We start from the raw sequence: 17,396 nt of genomic DNA on the forward strand, positions 1-17,396 counted from the left end.
GATGAACAATCTCGCACTCTCCCCGTTCGCGCAAAACCACTCAACCGTCATGGAGACGATCATGAAACCCCTGTCATATGCCAGGCGCGGCGCGCGCTGGCTGATGGCGGCCGGTATCGCGGTCGCCATGCTCACCCCGGTGCACGGCTTCGCTGAAGACCTTGCTCCGGCCGGTCAACTCGAAACCGTCAGTCCGGAGCCACGGCTCGAACTCGACAATCCCCGGGTGATCAATCCGGAGCCCGGCCGGATCGTGCCCTTCTTCACCAAGAAAGGCGGCCAGCGAAGCTGCGACTATGTCGAATATTTCCTGAGCTTCGGCCTGCGCGGCGATCCGAAAGGCTTCGACAATCCGAGCCTCGCCGCCTTGCTGAAAGCCGCAAGGATCGACTTCAAGGACCAGCTGCCGCACGGACTGTCGATCGTCAACGTGCAGGTCGCCGGCGACGGCACGGACGCTTCTGGCGGACCGCTGCCGGCGGCCGTCATCAGCAATTCGGCCGGACCCGACGATACCGCCGATGTTTCCGATTTCCGGATTTCCGCCTCCGACCTCGACGGGTCAGGCGCCGTGAACGAACGCATCATCACCTTCCGGATCACCGCCAAGATAGACCATGCGGCGTTTCCTGCGCCGACGACGGTCGACAACCAGGGCCAGATCAGAGTGAGCCTGAGGGGCGGCCCGGCGACCGTCATCCCGTCGCAGGATCCGGGCAAGCCGGACGACGGCGACTATAAGACCGGTGTGAAGACCTCGATCAAGATCGACGTCACCAAATGCAACCCGCCGCCGCCACCTCCCGGCAAGGAATGCTTCAAGGTGGAACGCGGCACCGTCGATTGCGTGCCCGGCGGCGGTGCCTTCATCTACCACATGCCGGTCGGCCCGGAGATGGGCGGCAAGTGGGTGCAGGTTTCGACGACGACGCCCGGCATCACCATCATCCCTGACACCCAGCTGGTGCCTCCAGGCGGCGGCGTGCTGAACTGGAAGATCGTCGGCGCATCGCCCGGCGACGTCATCCACCTCATCGTCACCGGCATCGAGACCTATGCCGGGCCGAAGGAAGGCTGGGGCCTGTGCTGCACGCAGACCATCGACATCGTCATCCCGCGCGACGTCAGATGCCCGCCTGAAAAGCAGCCGGACCTCAAGGTCGAGAAACGCGCCGACGTGCCACGTTGCACGATGGCCGGCGGCTGTGACTTCACCATCCGGGTCACCAATGTCGGCACCGCACCCTACAACGGCAAGATCGTGCTCGACGAGGTGACGCTGCCGGCCGGCTCGACGCTGAGTTCGGGGCCCAATCCGCCCTGGGTCTGCGTGCCCGGCACCACCCCGATGACGTGCACCTATCCGGTGACCACGCTCAACCCGGGGGCCTTTGTCGACCTCAAGCTCGGCTTCAAGCCGGCCGGGGGCTGGCAAGGCAGTGCACTGCGCAACTGCGCGACCTACAACTATGCCGCCAGCGGCAAGCCGTTGTTCGGCAGCCAGTCGAACGACCGTGGCTGCGCCTCGATCCCGATCTGCCGCCGTGGCGATCGTGACCGCGACTGCCAGCCGCCGGTCGAGAAGAAGGTCGACCTGATCCTGAAGAAGCGGGCCCGTACCGAAATCTGCACGCCGGACGGCGTCTGCACCTTCGTGATCGACATCATCAACAATGGCACATCGACCTATAACGGGCCGCTGACGGTGATCGACAACTATCCTGGCGGCGCACCGAGCTCCTCGACCTTCGGGCCGAGCCCGCCCTGGACATGCGGTCCGAACGGCCCCGGCCAGTTCCGCTGCGACAATGCCGGCCTCTCGCTGCCCGCGGGCGCCTCGACGCCGATCTTCGTCAAGGCGGTCATGCCGGCCGGCTACCAGTCGGATACGGTCGAGAACTGCGCCGCGGTGAAGGCCATTCCCGGTGAGGTCGACCTCACCAACAACAAGGCTTGCGCCAAGGAACGCATCCGTCGTCCCAATGGCGGCAAGCCTGGCCTGCGCATCACCAAGGTGTGCAACGGCTCGCTGGCCGGTGCCGCGGTCGTTTCTTGCCGCATCACCGTCTCCAACGCCGGCACGGCCGCCCCCACCGGTCCTGTGCGGGTCAACGATGCTGCCGCGCTGGTGTCGGGCGGGGCGCCGGTCCAGATCCAGACCGTCACCCCCGACGGCGCGGAATGGGCGTGCGGACCGCTTCCGGCCAACACGCTGTCGTGCCAGATTCCCGGCGCCGTCATGACGCCCGGAACCAGCAGGCACTTCGACGTCACCGTCTCGGCCAATGGCGAGTTCGAGAACTGCGCGCGCGGCTCCTATGGTCCGGCGCCTGGCGACGACATCGTCTATCCGATCGGCCAGGCCTGCGCCAAGGGTGGCGGCTCCTCGACCATCCGTGTCGAGAAGACCGGCGACCGCGAATGCCGGCTCGGCCAGCCCTGCTCGTTCGACATCACCATCACCAATGACGGGACGAGTCCCTTCTCCGGTCCGGTTCGCATCGGCGATGCGATCGGCGTGGAGGGTCTCGGCCGGCTGGACGGCGTTGCGATCACCTCGATCGACCCGCCCTTCGGCTGCTCGCCCGAACCGGCGACCCTGCCTCTGTCCTGTATTGCCAACTTGACGCTCGGCGCCGGCGAGAGCCAGTCGCATCACGTCACCGTGGTCATTCCCGACGACGGGCGTCTGGCCAATTTGCAGGGCAACGTCAATGGCCAGAACTGCGTTGGCGTCCTGTCTCCCGATACACGGGTGCAGGGCGGCGGCGATGTGCTGTCCAAGGATGCGGCCAATGTGCAGGGCGATCGCGGCAAGGCCTATGCGTGCCATCCCTTCAACATCACCCATGAGGTGAAGAAGGAATGCTCGCCGGGCTTCGTCATGAACGATGCCGGCCGCTGCGTCTGCCCGGAAGGCACCACCTTCCGCAACGGCCAGTGCACCGGCGGCGGCACCAACATTCTGCCGACGCCACCGCCGAAGCGCTGCGTGCTGCTCGAAGGCCAGATCCGCACCGAGGACGGGCACTGCATCTGCCCGCGCGGCACGGCGCTGGAGAACGGCACGTGCGTCAGGACCGACAGGCCCGAACAGTGCACCATCCGCGGCCAGATCCACAATGCCGATGGCGATTGCGTCTGCCCGCAAGGGACCGAGGTGCGCAACGGCGCCTGCCGCCCGGTGCGGCCAAAGCCTGAGGAGTGCCGCATCCCCGGCCAGATCCGCAATGGCGATGGCGACTGCGTCTGCCCGCAAGGGACCGAGGTGCGCAACGGCGCCTGCCGTCCGGTGCGGCCGAAGCCTGAGCAGTGCCGCATCCCCGGACAGATCCGCAATGGCGATGGCGATTGCGTCTGTCCACAGGGCACCGAGGTGCGCAATGGGGCCTGCCGGCCGGTCCGGCCGAAGCCCGAGCAGTGCGCTATCCGCGGCCAGGTGCACGATGCCAATGGCGATTGCGTCTGCCCGCGTGGGACCGAGGTGATCGACGGCGCGTGCCGGCGCAAGCAGCCGCAACTGGAGCAATGCGACATACGCGGCCAGGTCCACAACAAGCGCGGCGAGTGTGTCTGTCCGCGCGGCACCGAGGTGATCGACGGCGCATGCCGCAGGCCCAGGCAGCAGACGGAGTGCGCGCCGGGCACGCAGATGATCAATGGCCAGTGCCAGCCGATCTTCAAGCGGCGCTGCCCGGAAGGCACGATTGGACGGTATCCGAACTGCCGGCCGATCCGGGGACAACCATCGCTGGAGATCAACCCGGGATTGCTGCTGCAGCAAGTGCTGCCACGGCGTCAGCCGCAGGTCGACCAGCAGCAGGATCCAAACAGAATCCTGAAGCTCCAGCAGCAGTAACCAGCTGCTCGACACCAGACCAGAAACCCGCCGGAGCGATCCGGCGGGTTCTTTTTTGATCCTTGGCAATCCTGCCGCGCCATACGCTGCAGGCGGCGCCCGTACCTGCGCCCTCGACAAGTCATCTGGAGCGCATTAGGCAGTCGGTTCAGAGCCCGATGAAAAAGGACGCTTGGAAAGGCCGCAGGATGAGCAGAAAGACCTTGATCGCACCGTCGGTGCTGGCTTCGGACTTTTCGAGGCTCGGCGACGAGGTCGAAGCCGTCGCGGCGGCAGGCGCCGACTGGATCCATCTCGATGTCATGGATGGCCATTTCGTCCCCAACATCACCTTCGGCCCGCCCGTCATCAAGGCGATCCGCAACCGCACCAAGGCCTTCTTCGACTGCCATCTGATGATTGCGCCGGCCGATCCCTACCTCGCCGCTTTCGCCGAAGCCGGCTGTGACGGCATGACCGTGCATGCCGAGGCCGGGCCGCATCTCGACCGCTCGTTGCAGACCATCAGGAATCTCGGCAAGAAGGCCGGTGTATCGCTCAATCCGGCGACGCCGGAAACGATGATCGAATATGTGCTCGACCGGCTCGACCTGATCCTGATCATGACCGTCAATCCGGGTTTTGGCGGCCAGGCCTTCATCCCGGGGATCGTTGACAAGGTGAGAAGGGTCAAGGCGCTGATCGGCGACCGGCCGATCCGCATCGAGATCGACGGCGGCGTTTCGCCCGAAACAGCCCCCCTGGTCACGGCAGCCGGCGCCGATGTGCTGGTGGCGGGCGCGGCCATCTTCAAGGGCGGCAGCATCGAAGCCTACCGCGCCAACATCGAGGCGATCAGGACAGCGGCCGACAAGGCCGCCGGCTAAGGATTCGTGCGGGCCGCCTTGTGCATCCATGCGCCGAGTGTCGAGCCCGGACAAGGCTGATTCGGCCGCCCGATCCGGCATCTTTGCGCGCGGCAGAAAAGACGCTCGCACGAGCACACGAAGAACAGATGATTCTGCGTGCATACGAAACACGTTAAGTTTCCGCTGGTTGTGGAGATGAGCGAGTTTGCCCGACCCGCCAGCGGTTTGGGGTATATTTCTTTGTGCTAAAGTACAATAACGCGATCTTCTGCTTGAGCGCCCGACGGCAGAGGCTGTATAATACATGTACGGAGAGGGACGTTTTTCGGACTCGAATTGCCCAGGCCAGAAATTGGGACGAGGAGTCGCTTTGACGTACGGAGCTGCCAATCTGAACGACGACGGCACAGGATCCAAGAGCACGCTTGCCAGCACCGTCTATCATCAACTGCGGGAGGATCTGCTCAGCGGCGCTCTTGAAACCGAAAGCAAGCTGCGGGTCGAGTGGGTTGTTTCCAAATATGGCGCCGGCGCTTCCCCGGTTCGCGAAGCTCTCAATCGTCTTGCCTCCGAAGGACTTCTTGGTCGCCACGACCAGCGTGGCTTTTTCATCATGCCGGTCAGTGCGGCGGAGCTCGAGGAGCTGACGCGCACCCGCTGCTGGCTCGAGGAGCGGGCGCTGCGCGAATCCATCGACCATCGCACCGCCGAATGGGAGGAACAGCTGGTGCTGGCGCTGCATCGCCTGGGCCGCGCCTCACGTCTTTCGCTGCAAAATGCCACGTCGCTCGATTCCGATTGGGAGAAACTGCACCGCACCTTCCATCGGGTGCTGATTTCGGCCTGCCGGTCGCACTGGCTGGTGGGTTTCTGCGATCAGCTTTCCGATCACGCCTACCGCTACCGGCAAATGGCCAATGACGGCGAAAGCATCCCGCGCGACGATTTCGCCGAACACCGGCTGATCGCCGAATGCGCACTGGACGGCAATGCCGACGGCGCGGTCAAGGCCTTGATCGAGCACTACCAGCTGACCGCTTCCATATGCATGGAGCGTTTCAAGCAAGGCGAAGTCTCAAAGGTCGCCGCCTCGGCCGCACGCGCCCGGCCGTAACGATCTTTTCCCTTGGCGCCTTGTCGCGATCCTTAGCCACCTTTCGGCGGACGTGACGTGCTGGACCGCCGTTTGCGGCCTTGACGGCATGGCCGGGAAACGCGAACTCTTCGCCGCCGACTCATGTCGCCCCAGAGGCACTGCCGGCGTCGCCATTGCCGTCACCGCAGGAAGACTTCATGAGCAATCATCTGTTCGACGCGTTCCGGTCCCGGATGCCGGCGCCCGGGCATCTGTTGATGGAAACCGATGACGGGCGCGCGCTCGGCTATGGCGACATGCTGGCGCGGTCGGCGCAGCTCGCGCATGCGCTCCTGCAGTTGGATGTCGAGCCCGGCGACCGGGTCGCCGTGCAGGTCGAGAAGAGCCCGGAAGCGCTGCTGCTCTATCTCGCCTGCGTGCGCGCCGGCGCCGTCTTCCTGCCGCTCAACACCGCCTACACGCTGACCGAGCTCGACTATTTCTTCTCGGATGCAGCGCCGCGCGTCATCGTCTGCGATCCGGCAAAGGCGGCCGATATCGGCCGCATGGTCGAGCCATCCGGCGCCGTCGTCGTCACGCTCGACCGCTATGGCCGGGGATCGCTGGCGGACCAGGCCTCGCATCTGCCGTCGGATTTTCACGATGTGGTGCGCGGGCCGGATGATCTCGCGGCAATCCTCTACACGTCGGGAACGACAGGCCGCTCGAAAGGCGCCATGCTCAGCCACGAAAACCTGGCCTCGAATGCGCGGGTGCTGGTCGAGCAATGGCGCTTCACGTCGGGCGATGTGCTGATCCACGCTTTGCCGATCTTCCACACCCATGGCCTGTTCGTCGCCACCAATGTCGTCCTGATGGCGGGCGCCTCGATGCTGTTCGAACAGAAATTCGATCCGGCCCGCATCGTCGCGCTACTGTCGCGCGCCACCGCGCTGATGGGCGTGCCGACCTTCTATGTGCGGCTGCTGCAGCAGGATGGACTGGACCGACAGGCGACGAAGACCATCCGGCTGTTCGTATCCGGTTCGGCGCCGCTGCTGGCCGACACGCACAAGGCCTGGCGCGAACGCACCGGCCACGCCATCCTCGAACGCTACGGCATGACCGAGACCAACATGAACACCTCGAACCCCTATGAGGGCGAACGGCGCGCCGGCACGGTCGGCTTCCCCTTGCCTGGCGTGTCGCTGCGCATCGCCGACCCGGACAGCGGCAAGCCGCTGGCCCAAGGCGAGGTCGGCATGATCGAGGTCAAGGGTCCGAACGTTTTTGGCGGCTACTGGCGCATGCCGGAAAAGACCAAGGCGGAATTCCGCGCCGACGGTTTCTTCATCACCGGCGATCTCGGCATGATCGACACCGACGGCTATGTCCATATCGTCGGCCGTGGCAAGGACCTGATCATTTCGGGCGGCTTCAACATCTATCCGAAGGAACTGGAAAGCGAGATCGACGCGCTTGACGGCGTGAGCGAGAGCGCCGTCATCGGCGTCGCCCATCCGGATTTCGGCGAAGGCGTCACCGCGGTCGTCGTGCGGGCGCCGGGGGCGGCGATCAGCGGAGCCGAAATCCTCGGCGCCATCGCCGAGCGCCTGGCCAGGTACAAGCACCCGAAGCAGGTGATCTTCGTCGACGAATTGCCGCGCAACACGATGGGCAAGGTCCAGAAGAATCTTCTGCGCGACGCCTACAAGGATCTCTACACGTCCTAGAGCGTTTCACCGTTTCATGGAAACGGCGAACCGCTCTAACTCTTTGTTTTGACGCAATTCCGGACGGAAAACCGCTCACACTTTTCCTGGAATTGCTCTAGGTAGTGGGGGGCCCCGTTACTTCGTCTTACGCGGCTTTTCGGTCCTCGTGCCGGAGCCCCACAAGGCGCGCTGAAATAGGCCGCGTTTGCGGTTGCGCGGCACGAGGTCGATATCCCCGACCAGTTTCGCGCCGCCCTTACGCCGCTCCAGCGTGATCTTGCGGGTGTGGAACGCTTCCAGTTCGGCGCGATGCGCCACGCTGACGATGGTCACCTCTGGCAGTTCGCGGATCACCGTTTGCATCATCTGGTCCTGGCTCTTTTCGTCCAGCGCCGACGTCGCCTCGTCCAGCACGACGATGTCGGGGCGATGCAGCAAAAGGCGCGCGAAGGCGACACGCTGTTTTTCGCCGCCCGACAGCGTCTGGTCCCAGGGCGCTTCCTCCTTGATCCGGTCGGCGAGGTAGCCGAGGCCGACCTTGTCGAGGGCGGCCTTGATCTGGTCGAGCTTCCACTTGTTGGGGGCCGCTGGGTAGGCGACCACCCGGCGCAGTGTGCCCGAAGGGACGTAGGGCCGCTGCGGCAGCATGAACAACCGCTTGTCGGGATGGAAATCGACGCTGCCGCTTCCCCACGGCCACAGACCGGCGAGCGCCCGCACCAGCGTTGACTTGCCCGAGCCGGATTCGCCTGAAACCAGCACCCGTTCGCCCGATTCGACGGCGACCTCCGTCTCCTTGACCACAGACGTGCCGTCGTCGAGCGTCACGCAGAGCTCGTTGAGGGAAAGCATCGTATCGCCCTTGGTCTCGCCGTGCTGGATGCGCCCGAGCTCGTCGCTCTGCTCGGCGCGCTCCAGCCCGTCGAGCGACATCATCAGCGAGGCGATGCGGCGCGCGGAGGCGTTCCAGTCGGCGAGGCGCGGATAATTGTCGACCAGCCAGCCGAAAGCGCCCTGCACGATGGCGAAGGCGGAGGCCGCCTGCATGACCTGGCCGAGCGACATCGAGCCTTCAAGGAACTTTGGAGCACAGAGCAAGACCGGCACGACGGGTGCGAATAGGCTCGAGCCCTGCGAGACCAGGGCCGTGCGCATATGCTGGCCGGTCAGTTGCGCCCATCGCTTCAGCACGCCGCCGAAGGTCCTGTCGATGCCGCTGCGTTCCTCCTCCTCGCCGCCGAGCAAGGCGATGCTCTCGCCGTTTTCGCGCACGCGCGTCAGCACGTAGCGGAATTCGGCTTCCGTCTGGTTCTTCTCTTCGGACAGCCGCACGAAATCGCGGCCGATGACGAACATCGAGGTGGAGGTGATCGCGGCATAGATCACCGCCGTGACGACGAGGAAGCCGGGCACGGTGAAGGTCGAGCCTCCCAGGGTGAAGCTCAAGGCCCCGCCAATCGTCCACAGCACCACGATGAAGGTCGACGCCGACAGGGTGGCAACGATCACGCCGGCGACGAAATCGACCGGCGCCTCGGTGGCGACGCGCAGATCTTCCGAGAGGCGGGCCTCGGGGTTCTGGTGGTCGCCCTGCACGAGATTCAGCTGGTAATAGCGGCCGTTGGCGAGCCAACGCGCTATCACCGAGGCGGTCAGCCAGGAGCGCCAGCGGCGCTGCATGGTCATGCGCAGATAGACCTGCGCGACGACAAGGCTGATGCTGCCAAGCACGACAGGCACGAACACCGCGCTCAGGAAATAGACGGTGTGGGCGTCGCGCTTCTCGATGGCGTCGAAGATCGAGCGGTTCCAGACGTTGATCCCGTACTGGAAGCCGAGATTGACGACGATCAGGACCAGCAGTCCGACCGTCAACGGCCAGCCGAGCTTGTCGCCGTGCCGTCCCCAATAGCCGCGTCCGCTGATCCAGAATCGCTTCAGCAGGTACTTCTTGCGCGCCTCCTCTGCCTGCTTGGGCGTCAGTTCGGGATCGGGTTCGACGGCTTCCGGCGGCGGAGCTTCGCCGCCAGTCCCGGACGCGGCCGCTTCGACGGTCGACATCCTCTTGTTGCGTGGCTTCTTTTCGCGCGGCTCCTCGGCGCGCGAGCGATCGTCACGCTGCCGTCGCGGCTTGGGGGCGCCGCGCGGTTTGATGCCGTCGGCCGGTCTGGATCTGGGTTTCGCCTCGGACATACGCCCCGACAACGAGCTCGAAATCAAAAGGTTTCATGATGGCCGCTTGAGATGACAAATTCCTGACCGCGCCCGTTATCGCGGGTGCAGCAGTTCGACGACATGGTCGGCGATGGCCAGGCTTGCCGTCAGGCCGGGGCTCTCAATGCCGAACAGATTGACGATCCGCCCGGCGCCATGATCGGCCGGACCCTGGATGATGAAATCGGCGGCAGGCTGGCCGGGGCCAGACAATTTCGGCCTGACGCCGGCATAGGCCGGTAGCAGGGCGCCCTCGGCAAGGTCGGGCCAATAGCGCCGGATCGCTTCGTAGAAGACGGCGCTTCGGCCGGGGTCGACCGTATAATCCACACGGTCGATCCATTCGACATCGGGCCCGAAGCGCGCACCGCCGCCAAGGTCGAGCGTCAGATGGACGCCGAGGCCGCCGTCGACCGGAACCGGATAGATCAGCCGCGAAAAAGGCGAGCGCCCGGGAAGCGCGAAATAATTCCCGCGCGCCAGCCACTGCCGGGGGATGAAATCCTCGGGGAAACCGTCGATCCGGGCGGCCAGGGCCTGAGCCTCGAGGCCCGCGGCATTGATGAAGGCAGCCGCTTCCAGGGCGAAGGTCTCGCCATTGGCATCGCGCGTGTCGATCCGGATCCCGCCGGTCCCGATCGTCGCCCCGGCAACGGTGGTCAGGAAAGCCAAGGACGCACCGGCGGCTTCGGCCTCGCCGCGCAGCGACAGCATCAGCGCATGGCTGTCGACAATGCCCGTCGATGGCGACAGGAGCGCGCCCGCGCATGTCAGTGCAGGTTCCAGGTTTTCGGCTTCGTCACGCGTCAGGAATTGCAGGTCGTCGACCCCGCAGCATCGCGCATTGGCCTCGATCTTCCGCAATCCGTCGGTCTGGCTTGGCTCGCTGGCGACGATCAGCTTGCCGGTACGCTTATGGGCGATGTCGTGCTCGGCGCAGTAGGCGTAGAGACGCCGGCGCCCTTCGACGCAGAGCCGGGCCTTCAGGCTTCCCGGCGCATAATGGAGCCCGGCATGGATGACTTCGGAATTGCGTGAACTGGTGACGGTGCCGATCGCATCCGCCTGCTCGACCACCACCACCTCGCGGCCCGACACGGCAAGCGCCCTGGCGATGGCAAGCCCGACGACGCCTGCTCCGGCGACGACACAATCGATTGTCTGCATGGCCCGCCTTCAGCGTGAAGCGCCGGCCTCGAACACCTTGTCGCCGCCGATCCAGACGCTTCCTATGCCAAGATCGTCCGACAGCGCAACGATGTCGGCCGCCGTGCCGTTGGCCAGGCGGCCAAGCCGGTGCGATTGGCCGATCGCCTGCGCCGGATAGAGCGAAGCCATGCGCAAGGCCTCGGACAGATCGACACCGACGACATCGTGCATGAACCGCACAGCCGAGATCATGTCGAGATCGGCGCCGGCCAGCGTGCCGTCGGCAAGCCTGAGGCTCCCGTCCTTGCGGTAGATGGTGCGGCCGTTGAGCGTGAACGAGGTCATGTCGGTGCCGATCGTCGCCATCGCATCGGTGACCAGCACGATCTTGCCCGGCCCCTGTTTGGCGTCGAGCGCGATCCGGATGGTTGCCGGATGGACGTGGATGCCGTCGGCGATCAGCCCGGCTGACAGTGTGCCGATGCTGACGGCCGCGCCGACGAGGCCGGGCTCGCGGTTGCCGATCTGGCTCATCGCGTTGAACAGATGCGTGACCACGCCGGCACCGGCCTCGGCAAAGGCTTTTGCCGTGGCATAACCCGTGTCGGAATGGCCGAGGCTGACGATGATGCCGGCCTTGACCAAGGCCGCAACGCGCGCCGGATCGACGGATTCCGGCGCGATCGTGGTGAGCAGCACCGGTAGTTTCGGCCGCGCCGCGATCAGCATTGCCTGGTCGGCATCTGTCATCGGCCGGATCAGCGCCGGGTCATGCGCGCCCTTGCGCGCGATCGACAGATGCGGGCCTTCGAGATGCAGGCCGAGGAATCCCGGCACCTTTTGTCGAGCGGCGGCCGCGCCGGCGGCGATGGCGGAAGCGGTGATCGCGGGCGTGTCGGTGATCAGCGTCGGCAAGAGCGCCGTCGTGCCGAACGGCGCATGCGCCCGGCAGATGGTCTCGATCGAGGCCACATCGGGATGGTCGTTGAGCATGACGCCGCCGCCGCCATTGACCTGGATGTCGACGAAGCCCGGCACCAGCATGCCGCCGCCGGCGTCGACGGCACGGATATCCGAGGGAATGGCGCCCGAGGGTAAGATCGCCTCGACCAGGCCGTCGCGCACGACTAGGGCGTGGCCTTCATGCCAGTCGTCACCGTCGAAAATTCGGGCGCCAGTCAGGGCAAAACGGTCGCTCATACGGTCTCCGTCACCTTGCGAAGATTGCGCGGCGTGTCCGGGTCGAGGCCGCGATGGCGCGCGAAGGCCTCGACGAACACGTAGAACGAAACGATCAGCGTCAGCGGATCGGTCAGCGGGTGACCGGTGGCGACATGCGGCAGGCGCGTCGCGCGGTTGGCGAGCGTTGAGGTGACGAACACCGGCGCTCCCTTGGCCGCCAGGCCGTCGGCTGCTTCGGCGACGGACGGTTCGGACGCATCGCGCGCGGCCAATGCCAGCACCGGGAAGTCGGGGCCGACCAGCGCCAGTGGGCCATGCATGACTTCGGCCGCGCTATAGGCCTCGGCATGCATGCCGCAGGTTTCCTTGAACTTCAGCGCCGCCTCGTTGGCCATCGCCGCCGACGGGCCGCGGCCAAGGATGAACAGCGATTTCTGCTTCTCGATGGTTTCGGCCAGCACGCTCATCCAGTCGCAGGCGATCGCCTTGCCGAAATGCTCGGGCAAGCGGGCCAGCGCTGCCAGAAGCGCTTCGTCGCCGGTGGAATGCGCCATCAAGGCGAGACCGGCGACGGCGGAATTGACGAAGGTCTTGGTCGCCGCGACGCTGCGCTCGGGTCCGGCAAGAATGTCGATCGAATAGTCGCAGGCGCGCGCCAGCGGCGAGTCGGCGGTGTTGGTGACGGCGATGGTCAGCGCGCCGCCGGCGCGGGCGGTTTCAGCCATGGCGACGATGTCGGGGCTCTTGCCCGACTGCGAGATCGCCAGACACGCCGAGCCGTCGAGCCTCAGCTTGCGGCCATAGATCGAGGCGATGGACGGACCGACCGAAGCGACGGCAAGGCCCGCGGTCAGCTCCACGGCATATTTCATGAAGGTCGCCGCATGGTCGGACGAGCCGCGCGCCACGGTGACGACGAAATGCGGGTCGCGCTCCTTGATACCGCGCCCGGCCTCGGCGAGCACGGCGCCGGAGCCGTCGAGCAGGCGGGCGACGGCCTCGGGGATCTCCTCGATCTCGCGCTGCATATGGGTGATGTTGGAGATCATGGTCGGCCCTCTTCGCTCGGCCCTGTCAGCCGCAGTTCGGCGACGAAATCATAGGCGTCGCCCCGGTAGATGGAGCGGGTGAATTCGATCACCTTGCCGCTCGCCAGATAGGAAATGCGTTCAATATGCAGGCCGGCGATACCCGGCGGCACCTCGAGCAGGCGCGCATCGCTGTCGCCGAGATTGGCGGCCGAGATGCGCTGCACCGCCCGCACCGGCCGGTTGCCGGTCAATTCCAGCGCGGCATAGAGCGAAGAGCCGATACCCGCCGGGTCGGGCAGCACGCTGGCCGACAGCGAGGCGCGTTCGATCGCCAGCGGCGTGTCGTTGGCGATGCGCAGGCGCGCCACGCGCGCCACCAGCTCGCTCGACGACAGGCCAAGCACCATCATCTCGTCGGGCGAGGGCGCATAGAGGCCGCGGTCCAGCCATGCCGAACGCACCGCCATGCCGCGCCGCGCCATGTCTTCGGTAAACGAGGTCAGCCGCGACAGCGATTGCTCGACGCGTTCCATGCGCGGCGCCACGAAAGTGCCGGAGCCGTGGCGCTGCACGAGAATGCCGCCCTTGACCAGGTCCTGCACCGCCTTGCGCACGGTGACGCGCGAAATATCGGCCTTGGTGGCGATATCGCGCTCGGAGGGCAGCGCATCGCCAGGCCCGATCAGGCCACGGTTGACGGCGTCCTCGATGCTCTTGCGCAGCTGCAGATAGAGCGGCGCGCCGCTTTGCGCGGATTGCCTCAGCGTGGCGAAGATCTGGTCGGCGGCGTCGCTCATCGCGCCGCCTCCACCGGTTTGGCGAAAAGCCGGACCGCCATCTGCACCGCGCCGCCCAGCGCGTCGTCGAGCGGCGGCTTGAGCAGTGCGCGGTAGCGCGCCGACAGGCGCGGCGCATAAAGCGGCGCCAGCCCGCCAAGCAGGCAAAGCGGCGCGTCATCCGAAAGGTCGAGTGCGCCCAGCGAGGCCTCGACATCGCCGACCGCCTTGTCGACGATCCAGTTGGCGACGGCATCGCCCTTTTGCGCATGCTCGAACACTTTGGGCGCGAAGCCGCCGAAATCGCCGGGCTTGGCGTTGGTGGTGAATTCGACCACGTCCTCGGGATTGTTGCGGAAGATCGCCATCATGGCGTCGGTCAGCGGCGAGCGTGCGCGCACGCCGTCCTGGGCAAGCAGCGTTTGCTCCAGCAGGTCGCGGCCGATGCGGGCGCCGCTGCCCTGGTCGCCGACCTGGAAGCCCCAGCCGCCGATGGCGCGCGACCTGCCGTGCTTGCGCGCCATATAGGCGGTGCCGGTGCCGAGGATGGCCATGGCGCCGTCACCGGAGCCGACGGCCCCTTCGAGCGCGATCTCGGCATCGGTCTCGACACGGCTGATGCTGAACGGCAGGATGGCTTCGAGCTGCTGCCGGTAGGTGCCGACATTGGCGCCGGCAAGGCCGAGAATGGCCGGTGTTTGCGGGATGAGTTCGGGATCCTGCCCGGCGGCAATGAAAGCCTGCCGCGCGGCGTCGACAATGTTCGAGCGCGCGCCGGTGAGATCGGTGCGGATGTTGGCGGCGCCGCTTTTGGCACGGCCAATGACCGAACCTTCAACTGTTGCCAGGGCGGCCCTGCAGCTGGTGCCGCCGCCATCGATGCCGAGCACGAATTTCACGCGATTTCTCCTCCGGGCGGATAATACCAATAAAATACCAATAGCCAAGAGTTAATTTCCGTTTCAAAAAGATTAAGCCGTATTTTATTGAAAACCCTGCACATTTCGCCGGCTCAGCGATTTCCTCTCCGCGAATTCGTTAATGCATGTGGACAAGTGGTATTTTTTTGGTATTGTTCTGGTATTGGAGGAACACGGATGGCTGAAACGCGCACCGAAGCGCTTCACAGGAATGCCGAGGGGCTGGATATCCAGGCTCCGGAAGCCATCCTTGTTTCGCTGGCCGATGCGCAGATCGAAGCCGCAAAGGCCGTCCGCAACGCCATCCCCGCCATCGCCAAGGCAGCCGAGATCATCGCCGGCCGGTTGAGCGGCGGCGGCAAGCTTGCCTATGCCGCGGCCGGCAGTTCCGGCCTGATGGCGCTGGCCGACGCCCTGGAACTTCCCGGCACTTTCGGCATCCGCCGCGACCGCATCGCCATCTTGATCGCCGGCGGCGACGAGGCCTTGAGGACACTGGCCGGCGGCCCGGAGGATGATACGGAGGAGGCGGCGGCTGCCGTCGCCAATGCCGGTATCGGCGTGGGCGATTGCCTGATCGCCCTTTCCGCCAGCGGCGCCACGCCCTATGCAGTGCGCGCCATCGAGGAAGCTGCCAGCCAGGGTGCAGCCACCATCGGCATTGCCAACAATCGGGACTCGGCCCTGCTGCGCCAGGCCGAAACCGCCATCCTCTTGGAAACGCCGCCGGAAGTGATCGCCGGCTCGACGCGCATGGGCGCCGGTACCGCGCAGAAGATCGCGCTCAACATGCTGTCGACGCTGACCGCCGTCCATCTCGGCCATGTCCATGACGGGTACATGGTCAATCTCCTGGCCGACAACATCAAGCTGCGCGACCGCGCCGCGCGCATCGTCGCCGCCATCAGCGGGCGCGACAGGGACGAAGCCGCCCGGCTGCTCGAAAAGAGCGGCGGCGCGGTCAAGACCGCCATTCTGCTCGCCGCCGGCGCCGACAGCGCCGACGCGGCGGAGAAACTGCTGGAAGGAACCGGCCAGAGGCTGAGGCCGGCGCTTTCCGCGATCGAGGGGAGCAAGGGGCGCACTGCCTCCGTTCTCATCAAAACCGAACCTGAAAAAGGTCAACAGGGAGACTGAGCATGACAACGAAACTACTGACGGCACTGCTTCTGGGCACCAGCATTCTCGGCTCGGCCGGGTTGGCTCACGCCGAGGACGTAACGCTCAACATCGAAAGCTGGCGCGGCGACGACCTTGCCATCTGGAAGGACAAGCTGATCCCGGCCTTCGAAGCCAAGAATCCCGGCATCAAGGTGGTGTTCGCACCATCGGCTCCGACCGAATATGACGCCGCCCTTGGCGCCAAGCTCGCCGCCGGCTCGGCGGGCGACCTGATCACCTGCCGCCCCTTCGACAAGTCGCTTGAACTCTACAAGAAGGGCAACCTCGCCGATCTCTCGGCGCTGCCCGGCATGGAGAACTTCTCGCCGGTCGCCAAGTCCGCCTGGCAGACCGATGACGGCAAGGCGAGCTTCTGCGTGCCGATGGCATCCGTCATCCACGGCTTCATCTACAACAAGGACGCCTTCGACAAGCTCGGCATCAAGGTGCCGACGACCCGCGACGAGTTCTTCGCCGCGCTTGACAAGATCAAGGCCGACGGCACCTACATCCCGATGGCGATGGGCACCAAGGACCTCTGGGAAGCCGCGACCATGGGCTACCAGAACATCGGCCCCAACTACTGGAAGGGCGAGGACGGCCGTCAGGCGCTGATCAAGGGCACGCAGAAGCTGACCGACAAGGACTGGGTCGCTCCCTATGAGGAACTGGCCAAGTGGAAGCCGTATCTCGGCGACGGCTTCGAGGCGCAGACCTATCCGGACAGCCAGAACCTGTTCACGCTCGGCCGCGCCGCCATCTACCCGGCCGGCTCATGGGAAATCGGCCTGTTCAACACCCAGGCCCAGTTCAAGATGGGCGCCTTCCCGCCGCCGGTCGAGAAGGCCGGCGACACCTGCTACATCTCCGACCATACCGATATCGGCATGGGCCTGAATGCAGCCTCCAAGCATGCCGACGCGGCCAAGACCTTCCTGTCGTGGGTCGCCTCGCCGGACTTCGCCACCATTTACGCCAACGCGTTGCCGGGCTTCTTCAGCCTGAACTCCTCGCCGGTGAAGATGGCGGACCCGCTGGCGCAGGAATTCGTCTCCTGGCGCGGCAAGTGCAAGTCGACGATCCGCTCGACCTACCAGATCCTGTCGCGCGGCACGCCGAACCTCGAAAACGAGACCTGGGTTGAATCGGCCAACGTCATCAACGGCACCGACACGCCGGAAGCCGCGGCCAAGAAGCTGCAGACCGGTCTCGACAGCTGGTATAAGCCGGCGAAGTAAGAGTTCAGGCAACGGAGCCGGCCGGGCGCATGCCTGGCCGGTTCCGGATACCCCGTTCAGATAGCGATTGTCGGCACCGCCTCGCGGCCTTACCCCTTGCTCGTCTTGGGGAAGGCTAGCTGATCAGTCGCAGGCCTCTGTTCTTGCCGCACCGGGCAAGGATGTCTGGGCCGTGCATCGAGGCATCATCTAGCAACAACATCGTCTGGAACCGAGAGACGGCGGGAA

12 protein-coding genes are annotated in these 17,396 nt (G+C 65.5%); 6 read left to right on the forward strand and 6 right to left on the reverse strand.

What is annotated here, in order from left to right; all coding sequences use genetic code 11:
* Position 1: 1 nt before the first annotated feature.
* The 4 genes from CK226_RS16295 to CK226_RS16310 all read left to right on the forward strand — a co-directional run bounded on the left by CK226_RS16295 (position 2) and on the right by CK226_RS16310 (position 7,515).
* Positions 2–3,859, forward strand: coding sequence for a hypothetical protein (locus tag CK226_RS16295; protein WP_095792428.1), 3,858 nt, complete (start codon positions 2–4; stop codon positions 3,857–3,859).
* A gap of 188 nt (positions 3,860–4,047) precedes the next feature.
* On the forward strand, positions 4,048–4,725 hold the full coding sequence (gene rpe / locus CK226_RS16300; protein ID WP_095773449.1) for a ribulose-phosphate 3-epimerase: 678 nt from the start codon (positions 4,048–4,050) through the stop codon (positions 4,723–4,725).
* Positions 4,726–5,077: 352 nt separating this feature from the next.
* Positions 5,078–5,821, forward strand: coding sequence for a GntR family transcriptional regulator (locus CK226_RS16305; protein WP_095773348.1), 744 nt, complete (start codon positions 5,078–5,080; stop codon positions 5,819–5,821).
* A 179-nt stretch (positions 5,822–6,000) separates the two neighbouring features.
* Positions 6,001–7,515, forward strand: coding sequence for a malonyl-CoA synthase (locus CK226_RS16310; protein ID WP_095792429.1), 1,515 nt, complete (start codon positions 6,001–6,003; stop codon positions 7,513–7,515).
* Between the two features lie 117 nt (positions 7,516–7,632).
* On the opposite strand, the gene CK226_RS16315 is transcribed toward CK226_RS16310, so the two are convergent.
* The 6 genes from CK226_RS16315 to CK226_RS16340 all read right to left on the reverse strand — a co-directional run bounded on the left by CK226_RS16315 (position 7,633) and on the right by CK226_RS16340 (position 14,748).
* The gene (locus CK226_RS16315) at positions 7,633–9,690 is read right to left on the reverse strand and encodes an ABC transporter ATP-binding protein/permease (RefSeq protein WP_095792430.1); all 2,058 of its coding nucleotides are present in this window, start codon (positions 9,688–9,690) and stop codon (positions 7,633–7,635) included.
* Between the two features lie 75 nt (positions 9,691–9,765).
* Entirely contained in the window at positions 9,766–10,878 is a 1,113-nt protein-coding gene (locus CK226_RS16320; protein ID WP_095792431.1) for an NAD(P)/FAD-dependent oxidoreductase, read from the reverse strand.
* A gap of 9 nt (positions 10,879–10,887) precedes the next feature.
* Positions 10,888–12,060: an N-acetylglucosamine-6-phosphate deacetylase gene (nagA, locus tag CK226_RS16325; protein WP_095792432.1), complete on the reverse strand. Its 1,173-nt coding sequence runs from the start codon at positions 12,058–12,060 to the stop codon at positions 10,888–10,890.
* Positions 12,057–13,091, reverse strand: a complete 1,035-nt coding sequence (locus CK226_RS16330; RefSeq protein ID WP_095792433.1) for an SIS domain-containing protein — start codon at positions 13,089–13,091, stop codon at positions 12,057–12,059. The genes nagA and CK226_RS16330 overlap by 4 nt, the downstream gene beginning before the upstream one ends.
* The gene (locus tag CK226_RS16335) at positions 13,088–13,870 is read right to left on the reverse strand and encodes a GntR family transcriptional regulator (protein ID WP_095773342.1); all 783 of its coding nucleotides are present in this window, start codon (positions 13,868–13,870) and stop codon (positions 13,088–13,090) included. The genes CK226_RS16330 and CK226_RS16335 overlap by 4 nt, the downstream gene beginning before the upstream one ends.
* A complete protein-coding gene (locus tag CK226_RS16340; protein WP_095792434.1) occupies positions 13,867–14,748 on the reverse strand; it encodes an N-acetylglucosamine kinase in 882 nt (293 codons plus the stop codon). Before CK226_RS16340 ends, CK226_RS16335 begins: the two co-directional genes overlap by 4 nt.
* A 198-nt stretch (positions 14,749–14,946) precedes the next feature.
* Between CK226_RS16340 and CK226_RS16345 the strand changes: the two genes are divergently transcribed.
* Together CK226_RS16345 and CK226_RS16350 are read left to right on the forward strand one after the other, a co-directional pair.
* The gene (locus CK226_RS16345) at positions 14,947–15,906 is read left to right on the forward strand and encodes an N-acetylmuramic acid 6-phosphate etherase (RefSeq protein WP_095792435.1); all 960 of its coding nucleotides are present in this window, start codon (positions 14,947–14,949) and stop codon (positions 15,904–15,906) included.
* A 2-nt stretch (positions 15,907–15,908) separates the two neighbouring features.
* Positions 15,909–17,168 carry an ABC transporter substrate-binding protein gene (locus CK226_RS16350; protein WP_010912695.1) on the forward strand — a complete coding sequence of 420 codons (1,260 nt, stop codon included), beginning with the start codon at positions 15,909–15,911 and terminating at the stop codon, positions 17,166–17,168.
* Positions 17,169–17,396 lie beyond the last annotated feature (228 nt).

Source organism: Mesorhizobium sp. WSM4311 (genome assembly GCF_002295115.1).
Taxonomy (GTDB): Bacteria; Pseudomonadota; Alphaproteobacteria; order Rhizobiales; family Rhizobiaceae; genus Mesorhizobium.

Excerpts from the sequence above, each read along its gene's own strand:
- nagA (WP_095792432.1), bottom strand. The coding sequence starts at position 12,060 with ATGAGCGACCGTTTTGCCCTGACTGGCGCCCGAATTTTCGACGGTGAC.
- rpe (WP_095773449.1), top strand. The coding sequence starts at position 4,048 with ATGAGCAGAAAGACCTTGATCGCACCGTCGGTGCTGGCTTCGGACTTT.
- CK226_RS16320 (WP_095792431.1), bottom strand. The coding sequence starts at position 10,878 with ATGCAGACAATCGATTGTGTCGTCGCCGGAGCAGGCGTCGTCGGGCTT.
- CK226_RS16330 (WP_095792433.1), bottom strand. The coding sequence starts at position 13,091 with ATGATCTCCAACATCACCCATATGCAGCGCGAGATCGAGGAGATCCCC.
- CK226_RS16310 (WP_095792429.1), top strand. The coding sequence starts at position 6,001 with ATGAGCAATCATCTGTTCGACGCGTTCCGGTCCCGGATGCCGGCGCCC.
- CK226_RS16350 (WP_010912695.1), top strand. The coding sequence starts at position 15,909 with ATGACAACGAAACTACTGACGGCACTGCTTCTGGGCACCAGCATTCTC.
- CK226_RS16345 (WP_095792435.1), top strand. The coding sequence starts at position 14,947 with ATGGCTGAAACGCGCACCGAAGCGCTTCACAGGAATGCCGAGGGGCTG.
- CK226_RS16335 (WP_095773342.1), bottom strand. The coding sequence starts at position 13,870 with ATGAGCGACGCCGCCGACCAGATCTTCGCCACGCTGAGGCAATCCGCG.
- CK226_RS16315 (WP_095792430.1), bottom strand. The coding sequence starts at position 9,690 with ATGTCCGAGGCGAAACCCAGATCCAGACCGGCCGACGGCATCAAACCG.
- CK226_RS16295 (WP_095792428.1), top strand. The coding sequence starts at position 2 with ATGAACAATCTCGCACTCTCCCCGTTCGCGCAAAACCACTCAACCGTC.